The 23,803-nt window shown below is 54.0% G+C and carries 26 protein-coding genes and 1 pseudogene; 17 read left to right on the forward strand and 10 right to left on the reverse strand.

Translation table 11 applies throughout. The features are described 5' to 3' along the window. The first annotated feature begins 46 nt into the window (after positions 1-46). The 12 genes from guaB to G3I67_RS01060 all read left to right on the forward strand — a co-directional run bounded on the left by guaB (position 47) and on the right by G3I67_RS01060 (position 11,122). The gene (gene guaB / locus G3I67_RS01005; protein WP_163651121.1) at positions 47-1,507 is read left to right on the forward strand and encodes an IMP dehydrogenase; all 1,461 of its coding nucleotides are present in this window, start codon (positions 47-49) and stop codon (positions 1,505-1,507) included. Between the two features lie 77 nt (positions 1,508-1,584). Further along, positions 1,585-3,177, forward strand: a complete 1,593-nt coding sequence (gene guaA, locus G3I67_RS01010) for a glutamine-hydrolyzing GMP synthase (protein ID WP_163651122.1) — start codon at positions 1,585-1,587, stop codon at positions 3,175-3,177. Between the two features lie 304 nt (positions 3,178-3,481). Then, positions 3,482-4,684: a tyrosine-type recombinase/integrase gene (locus G3I67_RS01015; protein WP_000954590.1), complete on the forward strand. Its 1,203-nt coding sequence runs from the start codon at positions 3,482-3,484 to the stop codon at positions 4,682-4,684. A gap of 147 nt (positions 4,685-4,831) precedes the next feature. Then, complete coding sequence (locus G3I67_RS01020; RefSeq protein WP_001179606.1) at positions 4,832-5,053, forward strand: helix-turn-helix transcriptional regulator; 222 nt, start codon at positions 4,832-4,834, stop codon at positions 5,051-5,053. 4 nt (positions 5,054-5,057) lie between these two features. Next, the gene (locus G3I67_RS01025; protein WP_001162384.1) at positions 5,058-5,885 is read left to right on the forward strand and encodes a helicase RepA family protein; all 828 of its coding nucleotides are present in this window, start codon (positions 5,058-5,060) and stop codon (positions 5,883-5,885) included. After that, positions 5,872-6,753: a replication protein C, IncQ-type gene (gene repC / locus G3I67_RS01030; RefSeq protein WP_000743064.1), complete on the forward strand. Its 882-nt coding sequence runs from the start codon at positions 5,872-5,874 to the stop codon at positions 6,751-6,753. The genes G3I67_RS01025 and repC overlap by 14 nt, the downstream gene beginning before the upstream one ends. Before the next feature lie 1,032 nt (positions 6,754-7,785). Next, positions 7,786-7,974: a FitA-like ribbon-helix-helix domain-containing protein gene (locus tag G3I67_RS01035; RefSeq protein WP_000024442.1), complete on the forward strand. Its 189-nt coding sequence runs from the start codon at positions 7,786-7,788 to the stop codon at positions 7,972-7,974. Positions 7,975-8,114: 140 nt separating this feature from the next. Then, positions 8,115-8,894, forward strand: a complete 780-nt coding sequence (gene trbJ, locus G3I67_RS01040; RefSeq protein WP_000836966.1) for a P-type conjugative transfer protein TrbJ — start codon at positions 8,115-8,117, stop codon at positions 8,892-8,894. A 12-nt stretch (positions 8,895-8,906) separates the two neighbouring features. Next, positions 8,907-9,143 carry an entry exclusion lipoprotein TrbK gene (gene trbK / locus G3I67_RS01045; RefSeq protein ID WP_000718002.1) on the forward strand — a complete coding sequence of 79 codons (237 nt, stop codon included), beginning with the start codon at positions 8,907-8,909 and terminating at the stop codon, positions 9,141-9,143. A 10-nt stretch (positions 9,144-9,153) separates the two neighbouring features. Continuing rightward, positions 9,154-10,581 carry a P-type conjugative transfer protein TrbL gene (gene trbL, locus G3I67_RS01050; protein ID WP_001405816.1) on the forward strand — a complete coding sequence of 476 codons (1,428 nt, stop codon included), beginning with the start codon at positions 9,154-9,156 and terminating at the stop codon, positions 10,579-10,581. 4 nt (positions 10,582-10,585) lie between these two features. Continuing rightward, on the forward strand, positions 10,586-10,834 hold the full coding sequence (locus G3I67_RS01055; protein ID WP_000213809.1) for a hypothetical protein: 249 nt from the start codon (positions 10,586-10,588) through the stop codon (positions 10,832-10,834). 63 nt (positions 10,835-10,897) lie between these two features. Further along, entirely contained in the window at positions 10,898-11,122 is a 225-nt protein-coding gene (locus G3I67_RS01060; protein WP_000211355.1) for a type I toxin-antitoxin system ptaRNA1 family toxin, read from the forward strand. A gap of 36 nt (positions 11,123-11,158) precedes the next feature. Here G3I67_RS01060 and G3I67_RS01065 read toward each other — a convergent pair whose 3' ends face one another. The 5 genes from G3I67_RS01065 to G3I67_RS01085 form a co-directional block, all read right to left on the reverse strand. Next, a complete protein-coding gene (locus tag G3I67_RS01065; RefSeq protein ID WP_000131871.1) occupies positions 11,159-11,362 on the reverse strand; it encodes a hypothetical protein in 204 nt (67 codons plus the stop codon). A 114-nt stretch (positions 11,363-11,476) separates the two neighbouring features. Continuing rightward, complete coding sequence (arsB, locus tag G3I67_RS01070; protein ID WP_001272375.1) at positions 11,477-12,544, reverse strand: ACR3 family arsenite efflux transporter; 1,068 nt, start codon at positions 12,542-12,544, stop codon at positions 11,477-11,479. Further along, positions 12,541-13,047: an arsenate reductase ArsC gene (locus tag G3I67_RS01075; RefSeq protein ID WP_000140066.1), complete on the reverse strand. Its 507-nt coding sequence runs from the start codon at positions 13,045-13,047 to the stop codon at positions 12,541-12,543. Before G3I67_RS01075 ends, arsB begins: the two co-directional genes overlap by 4 nt. Beyond that, positions 13,044-13,811 carry an arsenical resistance protein ArsH gene (gene arsH / locus G3I67_RS01080; RefSeq protein ID WP_001239389.1) on the reverse strand — a complete coding sequence of 256 codons (768 nt, stop codon included), beginning with the start codon at positions 13,809-13,811 and terminating at the stop codon, positions 13,044-13,046. The genes G3I67_RS01075 and arsH overlap by 4 nt, the downstream gene beginning before the upstream one ends. Then, positions 13,808-14,140 carry an ArsR/SmtB family transcription factor gene (locus G3I67_RS01085; protein WP_000447876.1) on the reverse strand — a complete coding sequence of 111 codons (333 nt, stop codon included), beginning with the start codon at positions 14,138-14,140 and terminating at the stop codon, positions 13,808-13,810. The genes arsH and G3I67_RS01085 overlap by 4 nt, the downstream gene beginning before the upstream one ends. A gap of 147 nt (positions 14,141-14,287) precedes the next feature. Between G3I67_RS01085 and G3I67_RS01090 the strand changes: the two genes are divergently transcribed. From G3I67_RS01090 to G3I67_RS01100, 3 genes are all read left to right on the forward strand, one after another. Further along, positions 14,288-15,025 (forward strand): recombinase family protein, encoded by a 738-nt coding sequence (locus G3I67_RS01090; RefSeq protein WP_001366550.1) that lies wholly within the window; start codon positions 14,288-14,290, stop codon positions 15,023-15,025. Beyond that, complete coding sequence (locus G3I67_RS01095) at positions 15,022-15,246, forward strand: hypothetical protein (protein ID WP_000743213.1); 225 nt, start codon at positions 15,022-15,024, stop codon at positions 15,244-15,246. The genes G3I67_RS01090 and G3I67_RS01095 overlap by 4 nt, the downstream gene beginning before the upstream one ends. Before the next feature lie 210 nt (positions 15,247-15,456). Further along, entirely contained in the window at positions 15,457-16,950 is a 1,494-nt protein-coding gene (locus G3I67_RS01100) for an IS91-like element ISCR2 family transposase (RefSeq protein ID WP_001120888.1), read from the forward strand. A gap of 235 nt (positions 16,951-17,185) precedes the next feature. On the opposite strand, the pseudogene glmM reads toward G3I67_RS01100, so the two are convergent. The 5 genes and pseudogenes from glmM to G3I67_RS01135 form a co-directional block, all read right to left on the reverse strand. Beyond that, a pseudogene (gene glmM / locus G3I67_RS01110) lies at positions 17,186-17,428 on the reverse strand (phosphoglucosamine mutase); the annotation flags it as partial. An 86-nt stretch (positions 17,429-17,514) separates the two neighbouring features. Beyond that, positions 17,515-18,330 carry a sulfonamide-resistant dihydropteroate synthase Sul2 gene (gene sul2, locus G3I67_RS01115; RefSeq protein WP_001043260.1) on the reverse strand — a complete coding sequence of 272 codons (816 nt, stop codon included), beginning with the start codon at positions 18,328-18,330 and terminating at the stop codon, positions 17,515-17,517. Between the two features lie 365 nt (positions 18,331-18,695). Continuing rightward, positions 18,696-19,469, reverse strand: coding sequence for an enoyl-CoA hydratase/isomerase family protein (locus tag G3I67_RS01125; protein WP_163651123.1), 774 nt, complete (start codon positions 19,467-19,469; stop codon positions 18,696-18,698). A 53-nt stretch (positions 19,470-19,522) separates the two neighbouring features. Next, positions 19,523-20,716 (reverse strand): CaiB/BaiF CoA transferase family protein, encoded by a 1,194-nt coding sequence (locus G3I67_RS01130; protein ID WP_163651124.1) that lies wholly within the window; start codon positions 20,714-20,716, stop codon positions 19,523-19,525. 55 nt (positions 20,717-20,771) lie between these two features. Continuing rightward, a complete protein-coding gene (locus tag G3I67_RS01135) occupies positions 20,772-21,746 on the reverse strand; it encodes a Bug family tripartite tricarboxylate transporter substrate binding protein (protein ID WP_163651125.1) in 975 nt (324 codons plus the stop codon). Positions 21,747-21,874: 128 nt separating this feature from the next. Here G3I67_RS01135 and G3I67_RS01140 point away from each other — a divergent pair, with 128 nt between their 5' ends. Both G3I67_RS01140 and G3I67_RS01145 read left to right on the forward strand, forming a co-directional pair. Then, complete coding sequence (locus G3I67_RS01140; RefSeq protein WP_163651126.1) at positions 21,875-22,834, forward strand: LysR family transcriptional regulator; 960 nt, start codon at positions 21,875-21,877, stop codon at positions 22,832-22,834. 31 nt (positions 22,835-22,865) lie between these two features. Then, positions 22,866-23,795: a D-hexose-6-phosphate mutarotase gene (locus tag G3I67_RS01145; protein WP_163651127.1), complete on the forward strand. Its 930-nt coding sequence runs from the start codon at positions 22,866-22,868 to the stop codon at positions 23,793-23,795. The last annotated feature ends 8 nt before the right edge of the window (positions 23,796-23,803 follow it).

The following is a 23,803-nucleotide window of genomic DNA, read 5'->3' on the forward strand; positions in this document are numbered from 1 at the left end:
ACGTCTCGGGTCATCGTATAATCACGCTTTGCGCCAGGAGCTATTTATGCGTTTAATCCAAACTGCGCTCACCTTCGACGATGTTTTGCTGGTGCCTGCGTTTTCCCAAGTGTTGCCGCGCGACACATCTTTGGCAACTCGCCTGACCCGTAACATTTCCCTCAATATTCCGCTCGTATCCGCCGCAATGGATACCGTGACTGAAGCCCGTTTGGCGATTGCCATGGCTCAGGAAGGCGGCATCGGCATCATTCACAAGAATCTAACGGCTGATGAGCAGGCTCGCGAAGTCGCCAAGGTCAAACGCCATGAATTCGGGATCGTAACGGATCCGATTACCTTGACTCCCGACATGAAAGTGCGCGATGCGATTGCGTTGCAAAAACAACATGGTATTTCCGGCTTGCCGGTGGTGCAGGGAGGTAAAGTTGTCGGTATCGTCACTAATCGCGATTTACGTTTTGAAGAGCGTCTTGATGAATACATCCGCAACATCATGACGCCTCAAGACCGTCTGATCACGATGAAAGAAGGCGCGACGCTGTCCGAGGCTCAAACTCTGATGCATAAGCATCGCCTTGAGCGCGTGCTGATCGTGAATGACGCTTTCGAATTGCGCGGTTTGGCTACAGTCAAGGATATTGTTAAAAACACAGAGCATCCTGCAGCATGCAAAGACGCACAAGGTCAGCTGCGTGTGGGTGCCGCTGTCGGTGTTGGTGAAGGAACCGAAGAGCGCGTCGAAAAACTCGTTGCCGCCGGTGTGGACGTTCTTGTCGTCGATACCGCTCACGGCCATTCTGCCGGTGTGATAGAACGCGTCCGCTGGGTGAAAACCAATTACCCCAAGGTTGAAGTGATTGGAGGCAATATCGCTACTGGCGATGCGGCACGTGCGTTGCTTAGTGCCGGTGCCGACGCGGTTAAGGTCGGAATTGGTCCGGGCTCGATATGCACGACACGCGTAGTCGCTGGTGTGGGCGTACCGCAAATCACGGCCATTTCTGATGTTTCCCGCGCTTTGGAAGGCACCGGTGTGCCATTGATCGCCGATGGCGGTATACGTTTTTCCGGTGACGTAGCCAAGGCTATAGCTGCAGGCGCATCGACCGTCATGATGGGTGGTATGTTCGCAGGTACTGAAGAAGCTCCCGGCGAGGTTGTTCTGTATCAGGGCCGTTCTTATAAGTCATATCGCGGCATGGGTAGTCTTGGAGCGATGGCCGAAGGTTCAGCAGATCGTTATTTCCAGGATCCGGCCAACAATGCAGACAAGCTGGTTCCCGAAGGTATCGAAGGTCGTGTCCCATATAAGGGCAGCGTGCTTGCGATTATTTACCAACTGGTTGGCGGTGTGCGTGCATCTATGGGATATTGTGGTTGCTCCACAATTGAAGAAATGCGAACAAAACCGGAGTTCGTGCAGATCACATCTGCCGGTTTCCGAGAGTCGCATGTCCACGACGTGCAGATCACCAAGGAAGCACCAAACTATCGGGCTGAATAAGTACCGATTCATATTCAACTATTTGACTGACACCGGCTTGATCGCCGGTGTCGCTTTTTAAAACAGGCTTGGCTCTTATGCACCAGCGAATTCTGATTCTCGACTACGGCTCACAGGTTACTCAATTGATCGCACGTCGCGTGCGTGAGGCTGGAGTCTATTGTGAACTCCATCCAGGTGATGTGACCGACGAATTTCTTCGTGGCCAATTGGCTCAGGGACTCAAAGGCGTTATTTTGTCCGGTAGCCACGCTTCGGCCTATGAAGAAGATTCGCTGAAAGTTCCTCCTGCAGTGTTTGATTTGGGTGTTCCGGTTCTGGGTATTTGCTACGGCATGCAGGCCATGGCACAGCAGTTGGGCGGTGAGGTAAGCAACGCTGATCATCGCGAATTCGGTTACGCCGAAGTGCGTGCACGAGGCCATACCAAATTACTCAATGGCATTGAGGATTTCAGCACGCCTGAAGGCCATGGCATGCTTAAAGTTTGGATGAGTCATGGCGATCAGGTCACGCGCCTGCCGGATGGCTTCAAAGTGATGGCATCGACCGACTCCTGTCCAATCGCAGGTATGGCTGATGAGGCACGCGGTTTTTATGCTGTGCAGTTCCATCCTGAAGTCACGCATACTGTTCAGGGCCAGGCTTTGCTCAATCGCTTTGTGCTCGAGATTTGCGGCTGCGTTGGCGACTGGAATATGCCTAATTATGTCGAAGAAGCCGTTGCGCGTATTCGCGAGCAAGTTGGCGATGATGAAGTTATTCTCGGTTTGTCGGGAGGTGTTGATTCATCCGTAGCTGCAGCCTTGATCCATAAGGCAATCGGTGATCGACTGACCTGTGTTTTTGTTGATCATGGTTTGCTGCGTCTGGATGAAGGCAAGCAAGTCATGAAGACCTTCGCAGAAAACATGGGTGTCAAAATCATCCACGTCGATGCGTCTTCGCAATTCATGGGCAAGTTGTCCGGTGTGACTGATCCCGAAGCCAAACGTAAAATTATTGGTAAAGAGTTTGTTGAAGTATTCCAATCCGAATCGGGCAAACTTAAGCAAGCCAAATGGTTGGCTCAGGGTACGATTTATCCCGATGTGATCGAATCTGCGGGTGCTAAAACCGGCAAGGCCGTTGCAATCAAATCACACCATAACGTGGGCGGTCTGCCAGACACCTTGAACTTGAAGCTGCTCGAACCCTTACGCGAACTTTTCAAGGACGAAGTGCGTAAACTCGGTGTCGCACTTGGTCTGCCGCATGGCATGGTGTATCGCCATCCATTCCCTGGTCCCGGCCTTGGTGTGCGTATCCTTGGCGAAGTCAAAACTGAGTACGCAGACCTGCTTAGACGCGCCGATGCGATTTTTATCGAAGAGCTTCACAACCATATCGATAAAGCATCCAATCTCAGCTGGTACGACCTGACCTCGCAAGCTTTTGCTGTCTTCTTGCCTGTCAAGTCTGTTGGCGTGATGGGTGATGGACGTACCTACGATTATGTTGTCGCATTACGTGCTGTTCAGACCACTGACTTCATGACAGCGGATTGGGCTCCGTTACCTTACCCATTGCTTGCCAAGGTGTCTTCGAGAATCATTAACGAAGTCCGCGGTATTAATCGCGTTGTATATGATGTGTCGAGTAAACCTCCGGCTACGATTGAGTGGGAATGATTCCGCGTCTGGCACAGCCAGGCACCTGATGGCATGAAATGCCGCTAAGCCCGCGTAATTGCGGGCTTTTTTTTGTTTGTGTTTGGCACGATCTGGCAACGGGAGGAAGCGCCAAGCACCGTTTGAGCATGGCATTAAAGCTGGTATTATGGTTTGGCGATGCCATGATTGATGCCGATACCATGCTGCGTTCTTTTGTGTGTTCATGGTATTAATATTCTATAAGTTACTGTTTCGTAAGAAAAAATACGATAAATTCGAGATTTTTTCAGCATGGTATCGGAGACGAAGAAGGACAAGGTACATGCTGACCGATACCAAGCTGCGCAATCTCAAGCCCAGGGACAAACTCTACAAAGTGAATGACCGGGAAGGTCTCTATGTGGCAGTGACTCCAGCCGGCTCCATCTCGTTCCGTTACAACTACTCAATCAACGGTCGGCAGGAGACCATCACCTTTGGGCGTTATGGTGTCGGTGGCATCACCCTGGCCGAAGCCCGCGAGCTGTTGGGTGACGCCAAGAAGATGGTTGCGGCGGGCAAGTCGCCGGCCAAGGAGAAAGCCCGAGACAAGGCGCGGGTGAAAGATGCAGAGACGTTCGGTGCCTGGGCGGAGAAGTGGCTGCGTGGCTACCAGATGGCCGACTCCACCCGCGATATGCGCCGCTCGGTTTATGAGCGTGAGCTGAAGCCGAAATTCAGCAATCAGAAGCTGGTGGAGATCACCCACGAAGACTTGCGGGCGCTGGCTGATGCCATTGTTGAGCGAGGCGCACCGGCCACCGCCGTTCATGTGCGTGAAATCGTGTTGCAGGTATTTCGCTGGGCCATCGAGCGTGGGCAGAAGGTCGAAAACCCGGCAGAACTGGTGCGCCCAACAAGCATCGCTCGATTCGAGCCACGTGACCGAGCGTTGACGCCAGAAGAAATTGGGCTGATGTACCAGTACATGGAGCGAGTGGGCACAAGCCCAACAAACCGTGCGGCGGCCAAGCTGTTATTGCTGACGATGGTGCGCAAGAGCGAGCTGACCAATGCGACCTGGAGCGAGATCAATTTCAGCGAAGCGTTGTGGACGATTCCAAAGGAGCGGATGAAACGCCGTAACCCGCACCTGGTATTTCTGTCCCAGCAGGCTCTGGATATTTTCATTGCCATGAAAACCTTTGCCGGTGGTTCCGACTTCGTTTTGCCATCACGGTACGACTCGGATGCGCCGATGAGCGCTGCCACACTTAACCAGGTGCTGACGCTGACTTACAAGGCGGCGCAGAAAGATGGGAAGTCACTTACCAAGTTCGGACCGCATGATTTGCGGCGCACAGCCAGCACGCTGTTGCATGAGGCCGGCTACAACACCGACTGGATCGAGAAGTGCCTGGCGCACGAGCAGAAGGGCGTGAGGGCTGTCTACAACAAGGCTGAGTACCGCGAGCAGCGGGCGGCGATGTTGCAGGATTGGGCCGATATGATTGATGAGTGGACTTCGGGAGGCAGTAAGGGTTGATGTTTTTGCTATCTTTGATAGCATTGAAGTTGATGCCGTGAATTTATAAATAAGGCCGCCATTGGCATCGGGCAGGTCAATTACCGATTAGCTGCTTCGCGCAGCTACTCGATGAATAGCAACTATTCATTTGAGAGGTATTGACCCATGCAAAATATAAAGACCCTCATCAACAGGAAGAAGCTCCTGGAGATGATCCCGCTTTCGACACGAACAATTTATAACCTGGAGCAGCGAGGGGATTTTCCACGCCGTATCGCGTTAACCAGTAGAAATGTCGCCTGGGATTTGTCAGAGGTCGAAGAGTGGATTGAGGCACGTAAATCATCGGGTGATCAAGCTGCGCGACCTGGCCCTATAGAGGGCTAGTTATATGGCTCTTGATCTTATGGCGGCTTTCACGGAATTGCCGCCACCCATTGATTATGTTCTGCCTAATATGGTTGCTGGCACTGTTGGTGCTCTTGTGTCGCCTGGTGGGGCTGGTAAATCCATGTTGGCCCTTCAATTGGCTGCACAGATTGCAGGCGGGCCTGATTTACTTGAAATAGGCGAGTTTCCCACCGGGCAAGTGGTCTATCTGCCTGCTGAAGATCCACCGGCCGCTATTCACCATCGTCTGCACGCCCTTGGGGCACACCTCAGCGCAGCGGAACGGCAAGCCGTGGCTGATGGTTTGCTCATTGAACCCTTGATCGGTAAATGCCCAAACATCATGGCTGCTAGCTGGTTCGATGCTCTCAAACGAGCCGCTGAAGGTCGTCGCTTGATGATCTTGGACACTTTGCGGCGCTTCCACATTGAGGAGGAGAACGCTAGCGGGCCGATGGCGCAGGTTGTTGGGCACATGGAGGCCATAGCCGCTGATACAGGCTGCTCCATTGTGTTTCTGCACCACGCGAGTAAAAGCGCAGCCATGATGGGGTCGGGCGATCAACAGCAGGCCAGTCGTGGATCGTCCGTACTGGTTGATAACATCCGTTGGCAATCGTACCTATCCGGCATGACGCAAGGCGAGGCCGAGATACTGGGGGTCGATGATTGTCAGCGTGGGTATTTTGTCCGCTTTGGCGTCAGCAAGGCCAACTATGGCGCACCTTTTCAAGAACTCTGGTTTAGACGGCACGACGGCGGCGTGTTGAAGCCTGCTGTACTGGAGCGGCAGTGCAAGGTGAAAAGGAGACAGCGTGAAGAAGCCTAAGCATGACCTGACCCACGTCCGACATGATCCCGCGCACTGTTTGGCACCTGGCCTGTTCCGCAGCCTCAAGCGTGGCGATCGCAAACGCTGCAAGCTGGACGTGACCTACACCTTTGGCGAGGACGAATCCATGCGTTTCGTCGGATTCGAACCTCTCGGGGCCGATGATATGCGTCTTTTGCAAGGCATCGTGGCCCTTGGCGGCCCGAACGGCATCTTGCTAACCCCGGAACCGACCAGTGAGACGGGGCGACAGCTACGGCTATTCCTTGAACCCCGTTTCGAAGCCATTGAGCAAGACGGCTTGGTGGTTCGTGAGAGCCTGACCAAACTGCTCTCAGAAACGGGCATGACGGATAGCGGCGACAACATCAAGGCGCTCAAAGCCAGCCTGCTGCGCATGTCGAACGTCACCATCCTTGTGACGAAGGGACGGCGGCAAGCCGCGTTCCACCTGATGAGTCATGCTTTTGACGAGACGGACGGCAGGCTATGGGTTGCCCTGAATCCGCGTATTGCCGAAGCGATCCTGGGGCATCGTCCATATGCCCGTATCGACATGGCGGAAGTGCGGGTGCTACAGACTGATCCGGCACGGCTGATGCACCAACGGCTATGCGGCTGGATCGACCCCGGCAAATCCGGGCGCGTGGAACTGGACACGCTTTGCGGCTATGTCTGGCCAGATGAAGCCAATGCCGAAGCTATGAAAAAACGCCGTCAGACTGCCCGGAAGGCACTGGCCGAACTTGCCGCCGTGGGTTGGGTAGTGAACGAATACGCCAAGGGAAAATGGGAGATCAAGAGGCCTGGCCCCACGGCAACTGCACCCGTTTACCGTCGTAACGTTCCCTTGTTACCGTCGTAACGCTCCCCTTCTGCCGTCGTAACGTTCCCCGTCCCAATTTGGAAAACCCAGACGGTGCGCTGCTTTGCGGGCAGTTTGGGAAATCCATCCAAGATTATCTAAAGATAATCCATCATGCGCGGTGCAGCTCGCGCCTTGAGGGCGCGTTCTGACCTTGCCAATAAAGCCCTGGCGGGCTTTATCAATCGGCCATAGGCCGATGGTTTAACGCCAAGAAGAGAAGGCGGCTTCAGTGGCCGCTGAAACGCCTTGTGAGAGGGGAAAACAACCCGGAGTCCCTTATTCCATGAGCTGAAGCAGAATCTGCGTCTAACGGTGCTGGAGGGCCGCTGTGTGCACTTGTAGTTATCTGTACTGAAACCTTGGCTCGAAACGTGAAATGGCTAAGCAGTGCCCATTCGTTCGGTAAGAATAATAAGAAGATTATTATTCTTATTATTACCAAGCAGGAATGAGCCGTGTGTGTTGGACGCCCATAACCAGTAACCTGCGTGAAGGTGTCAACATCAGGAAAGGTTGCCCCTCAAGTATCAATACGTCGCCTTAGTGGTATGACGGGAGGGGAGGCAAATTTCTTGTGTTCATTGACACTTGAGGGGCGGGTTATGCCCTTCTTTTTTGGCGTCCAACTCGCCCCATCGGGGCGAATGGTTTGTGTCGATTGTTGGCATTTTAGGTTCCGATTTAAAGCCGATTGAGCAGCGATTTTGAAGCGACTATGTCGATTGCAGGCCGATTTGGTGACGATTACGGTTATGTTGCCAAGAATCGGTGTTTGTTTGACGATAAAACGCTTTACGTTCGATATGCGCTAGATTTTCAATAGTGGGTGAAATGCGGGCAGGATGGGTGAAGTTAGCTAACCGGCAAGCCGGTTATCTATCTTCACTGTCCCTTATTCGCGCCGGGGGCACTCAACGGGAATCCTGCCCTGCGGGGCTGATCGGCTACCGCCGGTTGCAAGAGTATAGGTCTTGCTATTTTTAATATCTTTGATAGCATGGTTGTCGGGTACACCAAAAGGGTATTGATATGGCAAATGTGCTTATCAGGAATTTACCCGCCGAGGTGCACCGTGCGTTGAAAGTTCGAGCAGCGCTCAACGATAGGAGCACCGACGCGGAAATACGCGAAATACTGACGGCGGCAGTACAGCCGCTAGAGCTTGAAGAGATTGGCCGGGAAGTTGGCTTGTCCGAAAGCGATAAAAAAACAGAGTAGTTTTACGTTTGTAAGTCCGGGCCTCAGCGCCAAGGGCAATACCGATCAGCTAGTGGCGTAGCTCTTCGATGAAACGTTGCCGAGAACAAGCACAACGCTTGGTCAAGGCAATGCCTTCTTTTCATCGACGGAGTACGACCATGAAGTCCAAAATTTTAGCGGCTAAAAAAACCGCTCTAGCCGTTGCACTCGCAACCGGCTTTATCACCACTACCACCGCCCCTGTGCAAGCTGGTATCCCCGTCATCGACGGCGGCAACCTGGCCCAGAACATCATGACGGCCATCGAGTCGGTGGCGCAGACGCTCAAGCAGATTGAGCAGTACCAGACCCAGTTGCAGCAGTACGAAAATCAGCTCCAGAACACGATGGCCCCAGCCGCGTATATCTGGGATCAGGCGCAGACTACGATCAACCGGCTGATTGCCGCGCAAAACACGCTGGCCTATTACGAGAACCAGCTAGGCAGCCTGGATCGTTACCTGGCCAAGTTTCAGGACGTGGCCTATTACCGCAGCTCGCCATGCTTCAACGGCAGCGGCGGATGCACGCCGGCCGAAAAGGCAGCGATGGAAGAGAACCGCCGCCTGGCGTCAGAGTCGCAAAAGAAGGCCAACGATGCCCTGTTCCAGACCGTTGCCGACCAGCAAAAGGCTTTGAAGGATGACGCCCGTACCCTGGAGCGGCTGCAAGGCGCGGCCCAGGGTGCAACTGGCCAGCTACAGGCCATCGGCTACGCCAACCAGCTCGCCAGCCAGCAGGCCAATCAGCTCTTGCAGATTCGCACCATGTTGACCGCCCAACACAACGCGGAGGCAGCCCGGATTGCAGCAGAACTCGATGCCGAGGCGCGAGGTGATGCCAGGGCCGAGCAAATGCGTACCTGGACGTTTCGCCCGAGTCCGGCAGACAACTACTAGGGAGGCGGTGAGATGAAAAAAATCTTTTTTACTACCGCGGCTACGTTGCTGTTGTTGGCTGGATGTGAACAGGAAAGGATGCCCGAACCAAATGCGGCGACGTGTGCCCCCGATGCGTTCCAGGCAGCACTGAATGAAATGCGCAGCGAAGCGAACCGAGAGGCCTTTACCGAGGAATGCAGAGCATTCCAGAAGGCCAAGCAGATGCGTCAGTGGGAGTTCAAGCCCAGCCCTAAAGATGATTATTGAGGTGGTCGCCATGAGAAAGAAAATTGCTCTAGGTGGCTTGATGATGGTCGCCACAATGGTGCTGGCTGAACCTGCAATGGCGCAGGAGCTAAGTAGCAGCGGTGTTATGAATGATGTGCTCAAGCGTTTTCATGATGCTGCCGCAACATGGGGGCCAGCTATTGAGTCCGCTGCATCGCGTTTGTTCTGGACGCTGGTTGTGATTTCGATGGTCTGGACATTCGGCATGATGGCTTTGCGCAAGGCCGACATTGGCGAGTTCTTCGCGGAGTTCGTTCGCTTCACGATCTTCACCGGCTTTTTCTGGTGGTTGCTGACGAATGCGAACCAGGGCATGAATATCGCCGGTACGATTGTTCAGTCATTGCAAACTCTGGGCGCGCAGGCGGGGGGACTTTCCAATAGCAATCTTGGGCCCTCCAGCATCCTTGATCTTGGTTTCGAGTTATACAACCGCACAGTACAGGCCACCTCGGAGCTGGGATGGCGGCAGATGGCAACTGCTCTGGTCATGGAGCTAATGGCCCTGGCTGTTTTGTTTGTCCTGGCGTTGATTGCGGTCAACCTGTTGCTGTTGCTCGCATCAGCCTGGATTCTGTTGTATGCCGGTGTGTTCTTCCTTGGCTTTGGTGGAAGTCGTTGGACTTCCGACATGGCGATCAATTACTACAAGACCGTGCTGGGCCTGGCCGCACAGCTTATGGCAATGGTGCTTCTGGTTGCGATTGGCAAAGAGTTCATCAATCACTACTACACGCAAATCAGCGAGAACATGGCATCCCAGGAACTGGCCGTGATGTTGGTTATATCGGTCATCTTGCTTTTCTTGGTCAACAAAGTTCCGCCGATGATTTCTGGTCTTGTGTCTGGTGGTGGTATTGGCGCAGCCGGTGGAATTGGAAACTTCGGTGCGGGTGCGGCAGTTGGGGCGGCGGTGACGGCGGCCAGTATGGCAACTGGCGGCGCTGCCCTGGCAGGTAAAGCGGTTATGGGTGCCGCAGCCGGTGCAGCCGGAGGTGCAAGTGCACTCCAAGCGGCTTTTCAGAAAGCATCAGCGAGTATGGAAACCGGCGGTGACATGTCCAGCATGGGGTCAGTTGTCAGCAGTGGCGGAAACGGTGGTGGTGAAGCGGGTACTGCTGGCAGTAGCCCATTCGCCCAAGCGGCTGGCTTTGGTGACAGCGGCAGTAGCTCAAGCGGTGGCGGCTTTGCCAAGGCCGCGAAGCTGGCCACAGGCACGGCCTCCGAGTTAGCCAAGGGTGTCGGCTCTCAAGTGAAGCAGGGATTCCAGGAGCGAGTGAGCGAAACCACAGGCGGAAAACTGGCTGCTTCGATACGCGAAAGCATGGAGCCGAAAGAAGCAAGCCAATCTGGCCAGTTCGAGGGCAATAGCTTGGGCGCCGATTCTGGCCCAGATAGTAACGAAGTCAGGAGTTAGCACGATGACGACATCAACATACATGGCCGCATTGGCGGCCCTGGATGAAGCGCCAAGGGAAGAAGTCAGCCAGGTATTTATTTCGCCGCTGGGTGATCAATCGACCGAGGTCGATGCAGAGACAGAAACAGCCGCTTTTGTATCACGGCCAGACCCTATGAGAGAGAGCGAAACTAAGCCGATAAGTATTGAGGTTAATGGCGGCAGGAATGAGCGGTCAGCATTCGCGGAGGCGGCGGGGCTGTACCTGTAGGCGCACCGGGCTGGCCACAACCAGCCCGGCACTTTCAATCAACACCTACTGGAGAGGTGAATTATGACAACACAACATATTATCGAACCAGGGCAAGCAGTGCATCAAGCAGCGGCTATTCTTTCTTCTTTGGAGTACATCAACCAAGCGGAAGCGCGGAGCCTTGGGCCATTGGCCGAAGCCGTCGCTAATGCTTTTATGGTGGTGTACTACCAAGCTGAAACGGGCCGGGCGACACAGGCTGATTTTCAAGAAGCAATGAACGCCTTGCGCCAAGCGTGCAGCTAATGACGAAAGGGCGGCCACTCGAACTGGCCGCCTTTTTCAATCTTCACTGTTTGGCCATTCCCGACCCACAGACGGCGCATCCATCCATTCGCGTTCCTCCGGCGGCAGCGGGTAAGCCCCGGATGCTTCCGCGTCGGCCAGTAGTTCGGCCAGTGTGTAGCGCACCCGACCAGTGGAAACGGCGCGGGCCGGGTCGGCCTTCTCATGCAGCCTGTTCTCTAGGTTCTTTGGGTCTGTCATCGGGCGACCTCAGCAAGCATGGATACTAGGTGTTCCAGGTCAGTGATCGAATGCGCCAGGAAGCGGCCGGCGCGGCAATCTGCAATCATTTCCTCAGTTTTTTCCTACTCATGTTCAACCTCGTTCGTACCAGCTCTTCGAGCGATTCACCACGCGCACGACCAGCAGCATCACCGGCACTTCGACCAGGACGCCGACCACGGTTGCCAATGCAGCGCCGGAGTGCAGACCGAACAAGCTGATGGCGGCCGCCACGGCCAGCTCGAAGAAGTTGCTGGCACCGATCAGGGCCGAAGGACAGGCGACAGAGTGCTTTTCCCCCGCCCGCTTGTTCAGCCAGTAGGCTAACCCGGAATTGAAGAACACTTGAATCAAGATCGGCACGGCTAGCATGGCGATCACTAACGGCTGCCGGATGATGGCCTCGCCCTGGAAGGCGAACAGTAGAACCAACGTCAGCAGCAGCGCGGCCATCGACCACGGCCCGATCTTCTGCATGGCCCGTTCAAAGGCGGCCTGTCCTTGCTTGAGCAGATGCCGCCGCAAGAGCTGCGCCAGGATCACCGGCACGATGATGTAGAGCACGACCGAAATCAGCAGCGTGTCCCAAGGCACCGAGATCGAGGACATGCCCAGCAGCAGGCCGACGATGGGCGCGAAGGCCACGATCATGATGGCGTCGTTCAGAGCCACTTGCGAGAGCGTGAAAAGCGGGTCGCCGTTGGTAAGGCGGCTCCACACGAACACCATTGCCGTGCAGGGCGCGGCGGCCAGCAAGATCAAGCCCGCGATGTAGCTGTCCAGTTGATCGGCCGGCAGGAACGGAGCGAACACTTGTCGGATGAACAGCCACCCCAGCAGGGCCATCGAGAATGGCTTGACGGCCCAATTCACGAACAGCGTGACGCCGATGCCGCGCCAATGCTCTTTGACCTGGTGCAGCGCCCCGAAGTCGATCTTGACCAGCATCGGGACGATCATTACCCAAATCAGCAGGCCCACCGGCAAATTGACCTGGGCCACTTCCATGCGGCCTATGGCCTGGAACACGTCAGGAAGGCCCTGGCCGAGCGCAACACCGGCGACGATGCACAGGGCCACCCACAGCGTCAGGTAACGCTCGAAGCCGCTCATCGGGGCCTGGCGCGGCTTCGCGGCGATGGCCTGTGCGCCGGCGCTCATGCTTCCTGCTCGGTCTTGCCGATGTTCGCCAGCTCGCGCTTGATGGCCGTCTGGTCAAGCATTTTGAGAGGCAGATTCACGAACAGGCGGACGCGGTTCATCATGTGCCGGAAGGTTTGTTCGAAGGCCCGGCGCTTCTCGGCGTCAGTGCCTTCGACGGCGGCCGGGTCTTCAAATCCCCAATGCGCCGAGATCGGCTGACCAGGCCACACCGGACACATTTCGCCGGCGGCGTTGTCGCAGACGGTGATGATGAAGTCCATCTTCGGTGCGTCGGGCGTGGCGTACTCGTCCCAGCTCTTGCTGCGCAGATTCTCGGTCGGGTAATTCACCGACTCCACCTTTTCGACGGCGAAGGGATTGACCTTGCCGGTTGGGTGACTGCCGGCGCTGTAGGCGCGGAAGCGCCCTTGCCCCATCGTGTTGATGAGAGCTTCGGCCATGATGCTGCGCGCCGAATTGCCGGTGCAGAGGATGAGGACGTTATAGATTCTTTCGGTCATGATGTTTCGCTTTCTGGTAGTGGCTGGGGAGCAATGGCGATGGATGAAAGATCGGTGGCCTCGTCGATGACGTGGCCGGCCGCTTTCCGTTCGGAATAGCGGTCTGTCAGTGCTTCACGGTGCGGCCGTACCAGCGCCGTGAAGCGCACCAGTTCTTCCATCACATCGGCTATTCGGTCGTAGTACGGCGAGGGCTTCATGCGGCCCGCCGCGTCGAACTCTTGGAACGCTTTGGCGATACTCGACTGGTTCGGAATGGTGAACATTCGCATCCAGCGGCCGAGCAGACGCAAGGTGTTCACGGCGTTGAAGCTCTGCGAGCCGCCGGATACCTGCATCACGGCCAGGGTGCGGCCTTGGGTCGGCCGGATGCCGGCCATTTCAAGCGGCAGATGGTCAATCTGCGCCTTCATGACACTGGTAATCTGACCGTGGCGTTCCGGGCTGCACCAGACTTGTCCCTCTGACCACTCGGACAGGGCGCGCAGCTCCTTGACGGCCGGGTGATCGTCGCTTTGCACTTGATCGGGCAACGGCAAATCGGACGGGTCGAAGATGCGTGTTTCTGCGCCAAAGAATTGCAGCAGCCGGGCCGCTTCCTCGACGGCCAGCCGTGAGAACGAGCGGGCGCGCAGCGAGCCATACAGCAGCAGGATACGCACCGGCGGGGCGTCGGGTGCCAGCCCGAGCGCCGGGCGCTCGATGGCAAAGGATTTGTCCAAAGCGGGCAAAGAATCGGGGTCGGAAAGATGGCGAAGTCTCATGCCAACACCTTCCCGGCTTCCGTGGTGCAAGACAGGTTGCACACCTGGCCGCCGCAGCAGTTTTCCGTGAGAAAGGCCACCAGGTTAGTGGCCGTCGAAAAGTTCGCCTCGTAGATCACAAATCGGCCTTCTTGCCGCGACGTGACCATGCCGGCGTGTGCCAGCTCTTTCAGGTGGAAGGATAGCGAAGACGGCGGGATGCCGGCCGCTTCGCTGATTTTTCCGGCGGCCATGCCGGCGGGGCCGGCCTGGACGAGAAGCCGGAACACCGCGAGGCGCGATTCTTGAGCGATGGCCGCCAGGGCGGCTACAGCATTTATCGTTTCCATGTTTCAATAATAGTCGAAATATGGAGTGTGCTCAATAGCTCATTTAAGCTGTAAAAATGAGCTAGGCGCATTTAGATCGATATGTGATAAATTGGCCTGCCAGTTTAAGATGGGTGCATTTGAGTATGCCCAAAGGAGCCCGCAAGTATGCGCAGGACGAAGCCAGTAGCCGCGCCGATGGTGGCGCGGGTCTATCTGCGCGTCAGCACCGACGCGCAGGACTTGGAACGCCAAGAGGCGATCACTACGGCCGCGAAGGCCGCCGGCTACTACGTCGCCGGCATCTACCGTGAGAAGGCATCCGGCGCACGCGCCGACCGGCCTGAGCTGCTGCGCATGATCGGCGACCTACAGCCCGGCGAGGTGGTCATTGCCGAGAAGATCGACCGCATCAGCCGCCTACCTTTGCCCGAGGCCGAGCGCCTGGTGGCCTCGATACAGGCCAAAGGCGCACGCCTGGCCGTCCCTGGCGTGGTCGATCTATCCGACCTGGCGGCCGAGGCCCAGGGCGTCGCCAAGATCGTGCTGGAAGCCGTGCAGATCATGCTTTTTCGCCTGGCCTTGCAGATGGCCCGCGACGACTACGAGGACAGGCGCGAACGCCAGCGCCAAGGCATTGAGTTGGCCCGCCAGGCCGGGCGGTACAAGGGCCGCCGTGCTGATCCGAAGCGCCGCGCCCAAGTTGTCGCGCTGCGCAAGTCCGGCTACAGCATCAACAAGACCGCCGAGCTGGCCGGGTACAGTGCGGCCCAGGTGAAACGGATATGGGCCGAGGTCAGCCAGGCCGAAGCGAAGCAGCACGGCGCGTTCGTGGAGGACGCATTGACGGAAGCCGATGCCCTGGCCGCTGTCGGCCAGGATGAGCGCCAGGAGGAAAGGGCATGAAGAAGCCGAACCAAGACGACGAGCCGTTTTTCATCACCGAGGAGATTGCGGCCGAAATGATCGCCGGCGGCTATGAGTTCGAGCTGCCGCCCATTCCTTGCACCATCCGCCTACGCGACGTGCTGGAGCGCATGACCGATGCTGAGCTAGCATTGCAGCCGGGCGAGATCGCCGACCAGGAGCGTGAACGCTGCCGGCGCAAGCCGTGTTCAACCTCATGATCTGGTCATGGTATTTTTCATGGCACTGAGCCTGATAGTTCTTGCAAATTGTTGTCACTAAAGGGTTTTGTGTGCTTGTTTACAATCGAGTGGGAGTGACGGGCACTGGCTGGCAATGTCTAGCAACGGCAGGCATTTCGGCTGAGGGTAAAAGAACTTTCCGCTAAGCGATAGACTGTATGTAAACACAGTATTGCAAGGACGCGGAACATGCCTCATGTGGCGGCCAGGACGGCCAGCCGGGATCGGGATACTGGTCGTTACCAGAGCCACCGACCCGAGCAAACCCTTCTCTATCAGATCGTTGACGAGTATTACCCGGCATTCGCTGCGCTTATGGCAGAGCAGGGAAAGGAATTGCCGGGCTATGTGCAACGGGAATTTGAAGAATTTCTCCAATGCGGGCGGCTGGAGCATGGCTTTCTACGGGTTCGCTGCGAGTCTTGCCACGCCGAGCACCTGGTCGCTTTCAGCTGTAAGCGTCGCGGTTTCTGCCCGAGCTGTGGGGCGCGGCGGATGGCCGAAAGTGCCGCCTTGCTGGTTGATGAAGTACTGCCTGAACAACCCATGCGTCAGTGGGTGTTGAGCTTCCCGTTTCAGCTGCGTTTCCTGTTTGCCAGCCGGCCCGAGATCATGGGGTGGGTGCTGGGCATCGTTTACCGCGTCATTGCCACGCACCTGGTCAAGAAAGCGGGCCATACCCACCAAGTGGCCAAGACGGGCGCGGTCACCCTGATCCAGCGTTTTGGATCGGCGCTCAATCTGAATGTTCACTTCCACATGCTGTTTCTCGACGGTGTGTATGTCGAGCAATCCCACGGCTCAGCGCGTTTCCGCTGGGTCAAGGCGCCGACCAGCCCAGAGCTCACCCAGCTGACGCACACCATCGCCCACCGGGTGGGTCGCTATCTGGAACGGCAAGGCCTGCTGGAACGGGATGTCGAAAACAGCTATCTGGCCTCGGATGCGGTGGATGACGACCCGATGACACCCCTGCTGGGGCACTCGATCACTTACCGTATCGCTGTCGGTTCACAGGCGGGGCGAAAGGTGTTCACTTTGCAAACTCTGCCGACCAGTGGTGATCCGTTCGGTGACGGGATTGGCAAGGTAGCCGGGTCCAGCCTGCACGCCGGCGTGGCGGCCAGGGCCGATGAACGCAAGAAGCTCGAACGGCTGTGCCGGTACATCAGCCGCCCGGCGGTATCCGAGAAGCGGCTGTCGTTAACACGAGGCGGCAACGTGCGCTACCAGCTCAAGACGCCGTACCGGGACGGCACCACGCACGTCATTTTCGAACCATTGGATTTCATTGCAAGGCTGGCCGCCCTGGTACCGAAGCCCAGAGTCAACCTAACCCGCTTCCACGGGGTGTTCGCACCCAACAGTCGGCACCGGGCGTTGGTCACGCCGGCAAAACGGGGCAGGGGCAACAAGGTCAGGGTGGCTGATGAACCGGCAACACCAGCACAACGGCGAGCGTCGATGACATGGGCGCAACGGCTCAAGCGTGTTTTCAATATCGACATCGAGACCTGCAGCGGCTGCGGCGGCGCCATGAAAGTCATCGCCTGCATTGAAGACCCTATAGTGATCAAGCAGATCCTTGATCACCTGAAGCACAAAGCCGAAACCAGCGGGACCAGGGCGTTACCCGAAAGCCGGGCGCCACCGGCTGAGCTGCTCCTGGGTCTGTTTGACTGACGAGCCTGAAGGCCAACGATACCAATCAAAATGCTGCGTTCACAGCGCCGCGGCAGGGATCCGCCGTGCTGGTTGTCGGAAAAGGAGCCGCTAGTGGGAAAGAGGAGGGTAAATTTTCAGCGTTGCTGGCTCCCCGTCAGCCGGATTGGGTTGCATCGCAGGGGTGTCGAAAGAGTCAACTGCGGTCCAAAGCTGTTGGACTTGGGTGAAAAGGGCGTTTATTCTTCCTATACGTTGTCGGCAGCGGGCCAAAAAGGAATACGTCCATGCCCATCGAGGTGAAACCGGCTGTGAGCGCGGGTTCAAGCATATAGCCCGACAGGCGCGTATCCTTGCCGATCACGACACGATGGCGGTGGTCACCGCGACGAAAGACACGGCCAGCCGCCATGCCGACGCGCAAGGCGGTTTCCGCCGTCATCGCGCCTTCGTTGGCTTTGCCACGAATACCGTCTGTGCCGAAATATTTGCGCACCATAAGGTCGATTATCCTGTCGTCGGGTCGCCCTCAAAGGGGACATGCCTGCTGAACCGCGAATATAGAGAAATATCCCGAATGTGCAGTTAACGAATTCTTGCGGTTTCTTTCAGCGCCGCCAATACCGCCAGCCCGTCGCGCAAGGGGCGCGGCTCGTGTGTGCGGATGAAGTCAGCTCCACCTGCGGCGGCGGCAAGCTCTGCAGCGAGTGTCGCGGCCCCGACATCCCCCGGACCACGGCCTGTGAGCGCGCGCAGAAAGGATTTGCGCGAAACAGACAGAAGCACCGGCAAATCGAAGCGCAGCCGCAATTCATCGAACCGCGCCAGCACCGAGAGCGAGGTTTCGGGAGCAGCCCCCAGAAAAAACCCCATGCCGGGATCAAGGACAAGGCGGTTGCGTTTGATACCGGCACCCGTCAGCGCCGCGATGCGCGCGTCAAAGAACGCCGCAATGTGATCCATGATGTCGCCAGCGGGTGCCTCGCGCCGATCTGCCTGCCCGTCTTGCACCGAATGCATAACGACGAGTTTGGCAGATGATTTCGCCAATTGCGGATAGAACGCAGCGTCTGGAAAACCGCGAATATCATTGAGATAGGCCACACCACGCGACAAGGCATAGGCTTGCGTCGCGGGTTGATAACTGTCGAGCGAGACGGGAATGCCATCTGCCTTGAGCGCGTCCAGCACCGGCGCGATACGCGCGATTTCTGTGTCGGACGAAACAGGCGCGGCGTCGGGATTGCTGGATGCCGGACCGAGGTCGATCACATCTGCCCCCTCGGCCATCAGCTTACGCGCCTGCGCAATGGCTGCGTCTGGCGCCAGATACCGGCCTCCATCGGAGAAACTGTCCGAGGTTATGTTGACGATGCCGAAAATGATGAGCGATTTATTCATGGGGGCTTCTATAATAATAATAATCGAGCATGAGTCTCATACGGATGCTCGGGTCGAAAGGGAATCCCCAGGCGAGTAACCTGTTTGCGGTGATCCATTAGCTGCAGGAGCAGAAGAGCATACATCTGGAAGCAAAGCCAGGAAAGCGGCCTATGGAGCTGTGCGGCAGCGCTCAGTAGGCAATTTTTCAAAATATTGTTAAGCCTTTTCTGAGCATGGTATTTTTCATGGTATTACCAATTAGCAGGAAAATAAGCCATTGAATATAAAAGATAAAAATGTCTTGTTTACAATAGAGTGGGAGTGACCCTTAGTATTTCAGATTGAACATAGTCCGGTTCTGCTGATTAACCGGGCTTGTTTAATCAAAAATCTCTCCACACCGGCTTTCTTTTTTCTACAAATGCAGCGATTCCTTCCTTTGCATCATCTGTCGCAGCAACGTTGCAAAAACTATCCGCGGCTGCTGCAACCGCTTGTCGATACCCATTGTCATTTGCTTGCATGAAAGCTGCACGTCCAGTTCTGACCACAGCAGCCGACTTTCCACAAATCACCTGAGCTATTCGACGTGCTTCATCCAGAGCACTGCCATCAGCTGATGTTTTACATACCAAACCGAGTTCCACGGCTTCTTTCGTTCCGAATGAACGGCCGGTGAAAAGAATTTCGAAGGCACGGTGCCGTCCGATGATTCTTGGTAAATGCGAAAAATGAATTGACGGTAAAACTCCGGCATCAATTTCCGGATATCCAAATGTGGCACTTTCAGACGCAACAATCATGTCGCAAGATATGGCGATAGTCATGCCACCGCCGCGCGCAGTACCGTCAATGGCAGCGATTGTTGGTTTACCCATATAAAACTGTGTGTCCGTCATTCGGACGTATAACCTTTCCAGCAAGGCTCGAACCTTACCGGACTCTCCTGTATGAATCGCAGATAAATTTAAGCCGGCGCAAAATCTTCCCGGTACGGCCGATCCTACAATCACCGCCCGGACGGATGAATCATCCGATGCGCATTTTAAAGCGGCCAAATAGTCATCCAGCATCGTCTCAGATAAAGCATTAACCGGAGGATTGTTGAAAAGAATTTCAGCAACGTGATTTCTAACGTCATATTGAAGTGCGGTCATAAAAATCCCATGTAAATTTTGGTTTCTATTATTTTTTATATTTTCGTTTGTGATTAGACATATTGCGCAATAACGCCTTGCGCTAAAAATTCGTTGATTACTTCATCACTGAAGCCGGCTTCCTTCAAAATTTCCACACTATGTTGACCGAGCAAAGGAGGTGGGCGGTGTGCTTGCCGGTCCTTGTTTTGGAATCTGACAGGCAGGCCAATATTCTGAAGTTTACCGAGTACAGGATGTTCAGTTTGGACGACGAGTCCGCGCGCTGCGACTTGGGGATGAGCCAGTGCTTGACCCAGCTTTTGAATCGGTGAGCAGGGTACTCCAATCGAGCGTAACGCTTCAACCCATTCCTGAATCGTTTTTGTTTTGATTCTTGACTGAACTAGTGCAGAAGTCTTGTCCAGATTTTTGAGACGTAGCGCATTTGTCGCAAAATCAGGATGATCAACATATTCATCCAGATCGGCAATAGAGCAAAATCGACGCCATTGCGCATCATTTCCTGCTCCGATCATCAATGAACCATCCGCCGCCTCAAAAGCTTGATATGGCGACATGGATGGGTGTGCTGTTCCCATAGGCTTTGGATTGTTACCGGTTCTCCAATAGTTTTGCGCCATATAGGACATAAATCCAAGCGATGTATCTAGCAAGGATAATTCGACGTAGACACCTTTGCCGGTTCTACTGCGTTCTATAACGGCGGCAAGCACACCGCTCAAGCCATTCATTGCCGTACCGATATCGACAGGAGAAAAACTGGCTCGGGCATAATTCCCGCCAGGCTCTCCCATTGTGCTGATCATCCCGCTAAAAGCTTGGAGCATCACGTCGTAACCGGGTTCATTTCCCATTGGGCCATTGCGACCATAGCCGGATATCTCACAATAAATCAGTTTTTCATTTAAACCGAAGAGTGTTTCGTAATCCACACCTAGTTTTGCCGCAGTGCCGCCACCAAAACCCTGCAAGACGATATCGGCATCTTTTACAAGTGCGTGCACAATTTTTTTTCCAGCTTCGGTTTTCAAGTCCAAAGCTATGCTGCGTTTATTGTGGTTGATAGCTAGAAATATGGCCGACTGTCCTTGATCCTGAGGAATCCATGCTCGTGTATCGTCTCCGACACCAACAGGCTCGATTTTGATGACCTCAGCACCGAGCTCTCCAAGATATTGGCCGCATAATGGACCTGCAAGTACCTTGCTCAGGTCGATTACTTTCATTCCTTTGAGGGGAGTCATTCGTTCAGTCCTGAATTTTTAAATCAAATATTTTCTTCATCAATTGAAATCCCATTTATTCGGGTTTGATCCCGATCGCTTGCGCCGCTTGCGTCCATTTTTGTGTGTCGTTATTTACGAAGGACACGATTTCATTCGATGGAACATAAAATTTTTCTACACCTCGAGCTTTCATGCCATCAAGATATGTAGGATCTTGTACTGCGGCATCACATGCTTTCTTCAATTTTGCAATGACATCCGGCGATGTTTTAACCGGTGCCTGCAAGGCAAACCAGAAGTTCAGGTCCAGCCCGCCCAAGCCAGACTCTTTAAGAGTTGGTACATTAGGAAGTAACTCGGATCGCTGTGAAGAAGTAATGGCCAAGCCAGTCAAGCTGCCAGACTTAATGTAATTCACACTGGTTGTCATACTGTCAAACATGAAGTCGATGTGACCAGCCAGCATGTCAGTGATCGCATGCGCACTACCTTTGTATGGGACGCTTTCAGCTGATATGCCGCTGGCTTTACGTAATAAAGCACTATAAATGTGGGGTGAGCTACCTGGTCCGAAGGTTGCATATGTGAGTCGTGCCCCGGGTTGTTTACCCTTCGCGATAAGTTCATCAATCGTTTTAATTCCGGATTTCGGATGAACTACAAGTACATTTGGAAGAGCGCCTGTGATACCAACAGGTACAAGATCTCTGGACGGTACAAACTTTGCGTTCGGGTACATCAGTGGATTCACTGCCTGCATAGCCGCTGTACTGTGTACTAATGTCATGCCGTCCGGTTCGGAGTCCACAACTTGTTGTGTGCCGATGTTGCCACTTGCTCCTGGTCGATTTTCGATAATGACCGGCATACCTAGTTCTTTTGCGAATGGAATCGCAAACTGTCGGGCGATGAAGTCTGTCGGACCACCGGCAGAAAAGGGCACGACGATTTTGACTGTTTTGGAACCAATTAACTGGGCAAAAGCAGGTGAAGTCATTAACGATGCTGTAGCGCCAATTAAAAATTCACGACGAGATACTGTTTTCATATAGTCTCCGATTTTCGAATTTGAATCGATCGAAGCACTATCGATTAATTTTAGATATATGTCTAAAAGTATATTAATATGACAGCCATATTTATTTAATATAATAAAAATTATTTAATATTCATTCTATGTCCATCGATTTACGTGGGTTGAGAAATTTTGTTGCTGTAGCATCTGCAGGGTCGATCTCTCGCGCGGCTGAAAATCAACATATTGCTCAGCCTGCGTTGAGCACACAGATCAAGTTGATCGAAGATGATTTGGGAGTTCGTCTATTTGAACGAAACTCAAGAGGGGTCAGGCTCACTTCTGCCGGTGAGCTCTATTTGAGTCATGTGATAGATATTCTGAAACGAGTCGATATTGCCACTGAAGATGTACGCGAAGCGATTAAAAATCCTAGCGGTAGAGTGGCGCTTGGACTGTCGCAATCCTTGGCAAAATTTTTGACGGTTCCACTAGTCGGCGAAATCGTCAAGCGCTGGCCTTTAATACATTTTCAGATGATTGAAATGAGCACAGGTTACATACCTGATCAAATAGTCAAAGGCCATCTTGATTTGGGGCTGACGTTTGGTATCGACGAGGGTGTCGGAATCAGTTATTCGCACCTGCTCGATGAAGAACTTGTATTCGCAACCTCACCAACTCAGCTTGCGTTATTAATTGATAGTCGTGTCATCGATTCAAACTCGATTACATTTCAAGCAATGAAAAAATTTAATCTTATTCTTCCTACTAGAACACATAGTTTGCGTAAAAGAATTGATGAGTATCTGGATCGTGAAGCTGAAAAATTGAACGTAATCGCAGAGGTCAATACCATTCCGCAATTAATGGAACTGACGGCAGCCAATGTCGGGTCGACCATATTGTCATATGGATCGATAGATTCTGATATGGTTGCTAAAAATCGGATTACATTGCGCCACATCAAGCCTAAGATTTTCAGGCCTGTTTATTTGTGTCATTCATCAGTAACCCCGCCATCGATTGCAGTTTCCTGTGTGCAAGATCTGATTCAGGAAATGGTTCAGAATATGATTTCAGACGGTCGCTGGCCAACAGAAACAAATTCGTCGTACTGAATTGGATGACGGCTCTTACAGAAGCGCTTATATGATGACATCTGACAAGATACAAACATCCTTCGTTCATCACGATCATATTAAATTCGAACAAAACGCTCACGGAATCATTCTCCTCAAAGTCGATAATCCCTTTGCGACGGCAACGATTAGTCTGCTTGGCGGGCAGGTTATCGCTTGGCAACCAAAGTCTCAAACAATCCCTGTACTTTGGGAGCCGGATTTCTCGCTTTATCAAAAAGGTAAACCTATTCGGGGCGGAGCGCCAATTTGTTGGCCTTGGTTCGGACCACATGAATCGATAACGGATTATCCGGCCCATGGTTTTGCAAGAATAAATACCTGGGAGATTGTCTCGATTAAAACAATGTCATCCGGAGAAACCGAGATATGCATGGTTTTGCCCAAATCGTTAGAGAATGAAGTTCAGTTCCCATATCGAACACCATTTAGGGATATCGAATTATCCGTGCGTTATTTGATTGGATCATCTTTATCGATCGAGCTAAGCGCACGTAATTCAGGTCAAAACTCAATTTCAATCACAGAAGCGCTTCATACCTATTTCAAAATCAGTGATATTGGCGAGATTGAAATCCTGGGATTGGATGGAAGCAAATATATAGACCAAATCGATCAGCATCAAATAAAAGCTCAAATCGGTCCGATCAAATTCGACTCTGAGTTGGATCGTGTATATATCGATACGACTGCGTCCTGTTCAATACGTGATCTAAAGTTTGCGCGCACAATCAAAATATCCAAATCAGGTAGCAATAGCACGGTGATCTGGAATCCTTGGCTGACTAAAGCTTCAAAAATGACGGATTTGGGGACAACTCATTGGCAGTCCATGGTCTGCGTTGAGAGCGCCAATGCGTTTCATAATGCGTTTGTGATCGAACCTGGCCATCATCATATGCTTGCCGTGAACTATGCTGTTGCTCACATCACCGATTAAATACGTTA

The organism is Sheuella amnicola, assembly GCF_010499255.1.
In the GTDB taxonomy this organism is placed as follows: Bacteria; Pseudomonadota; Gammaproteobacteria; order Burkholderiales; family Burkholderiaceae_B; genus Zwartia; species Zwartia amnicola.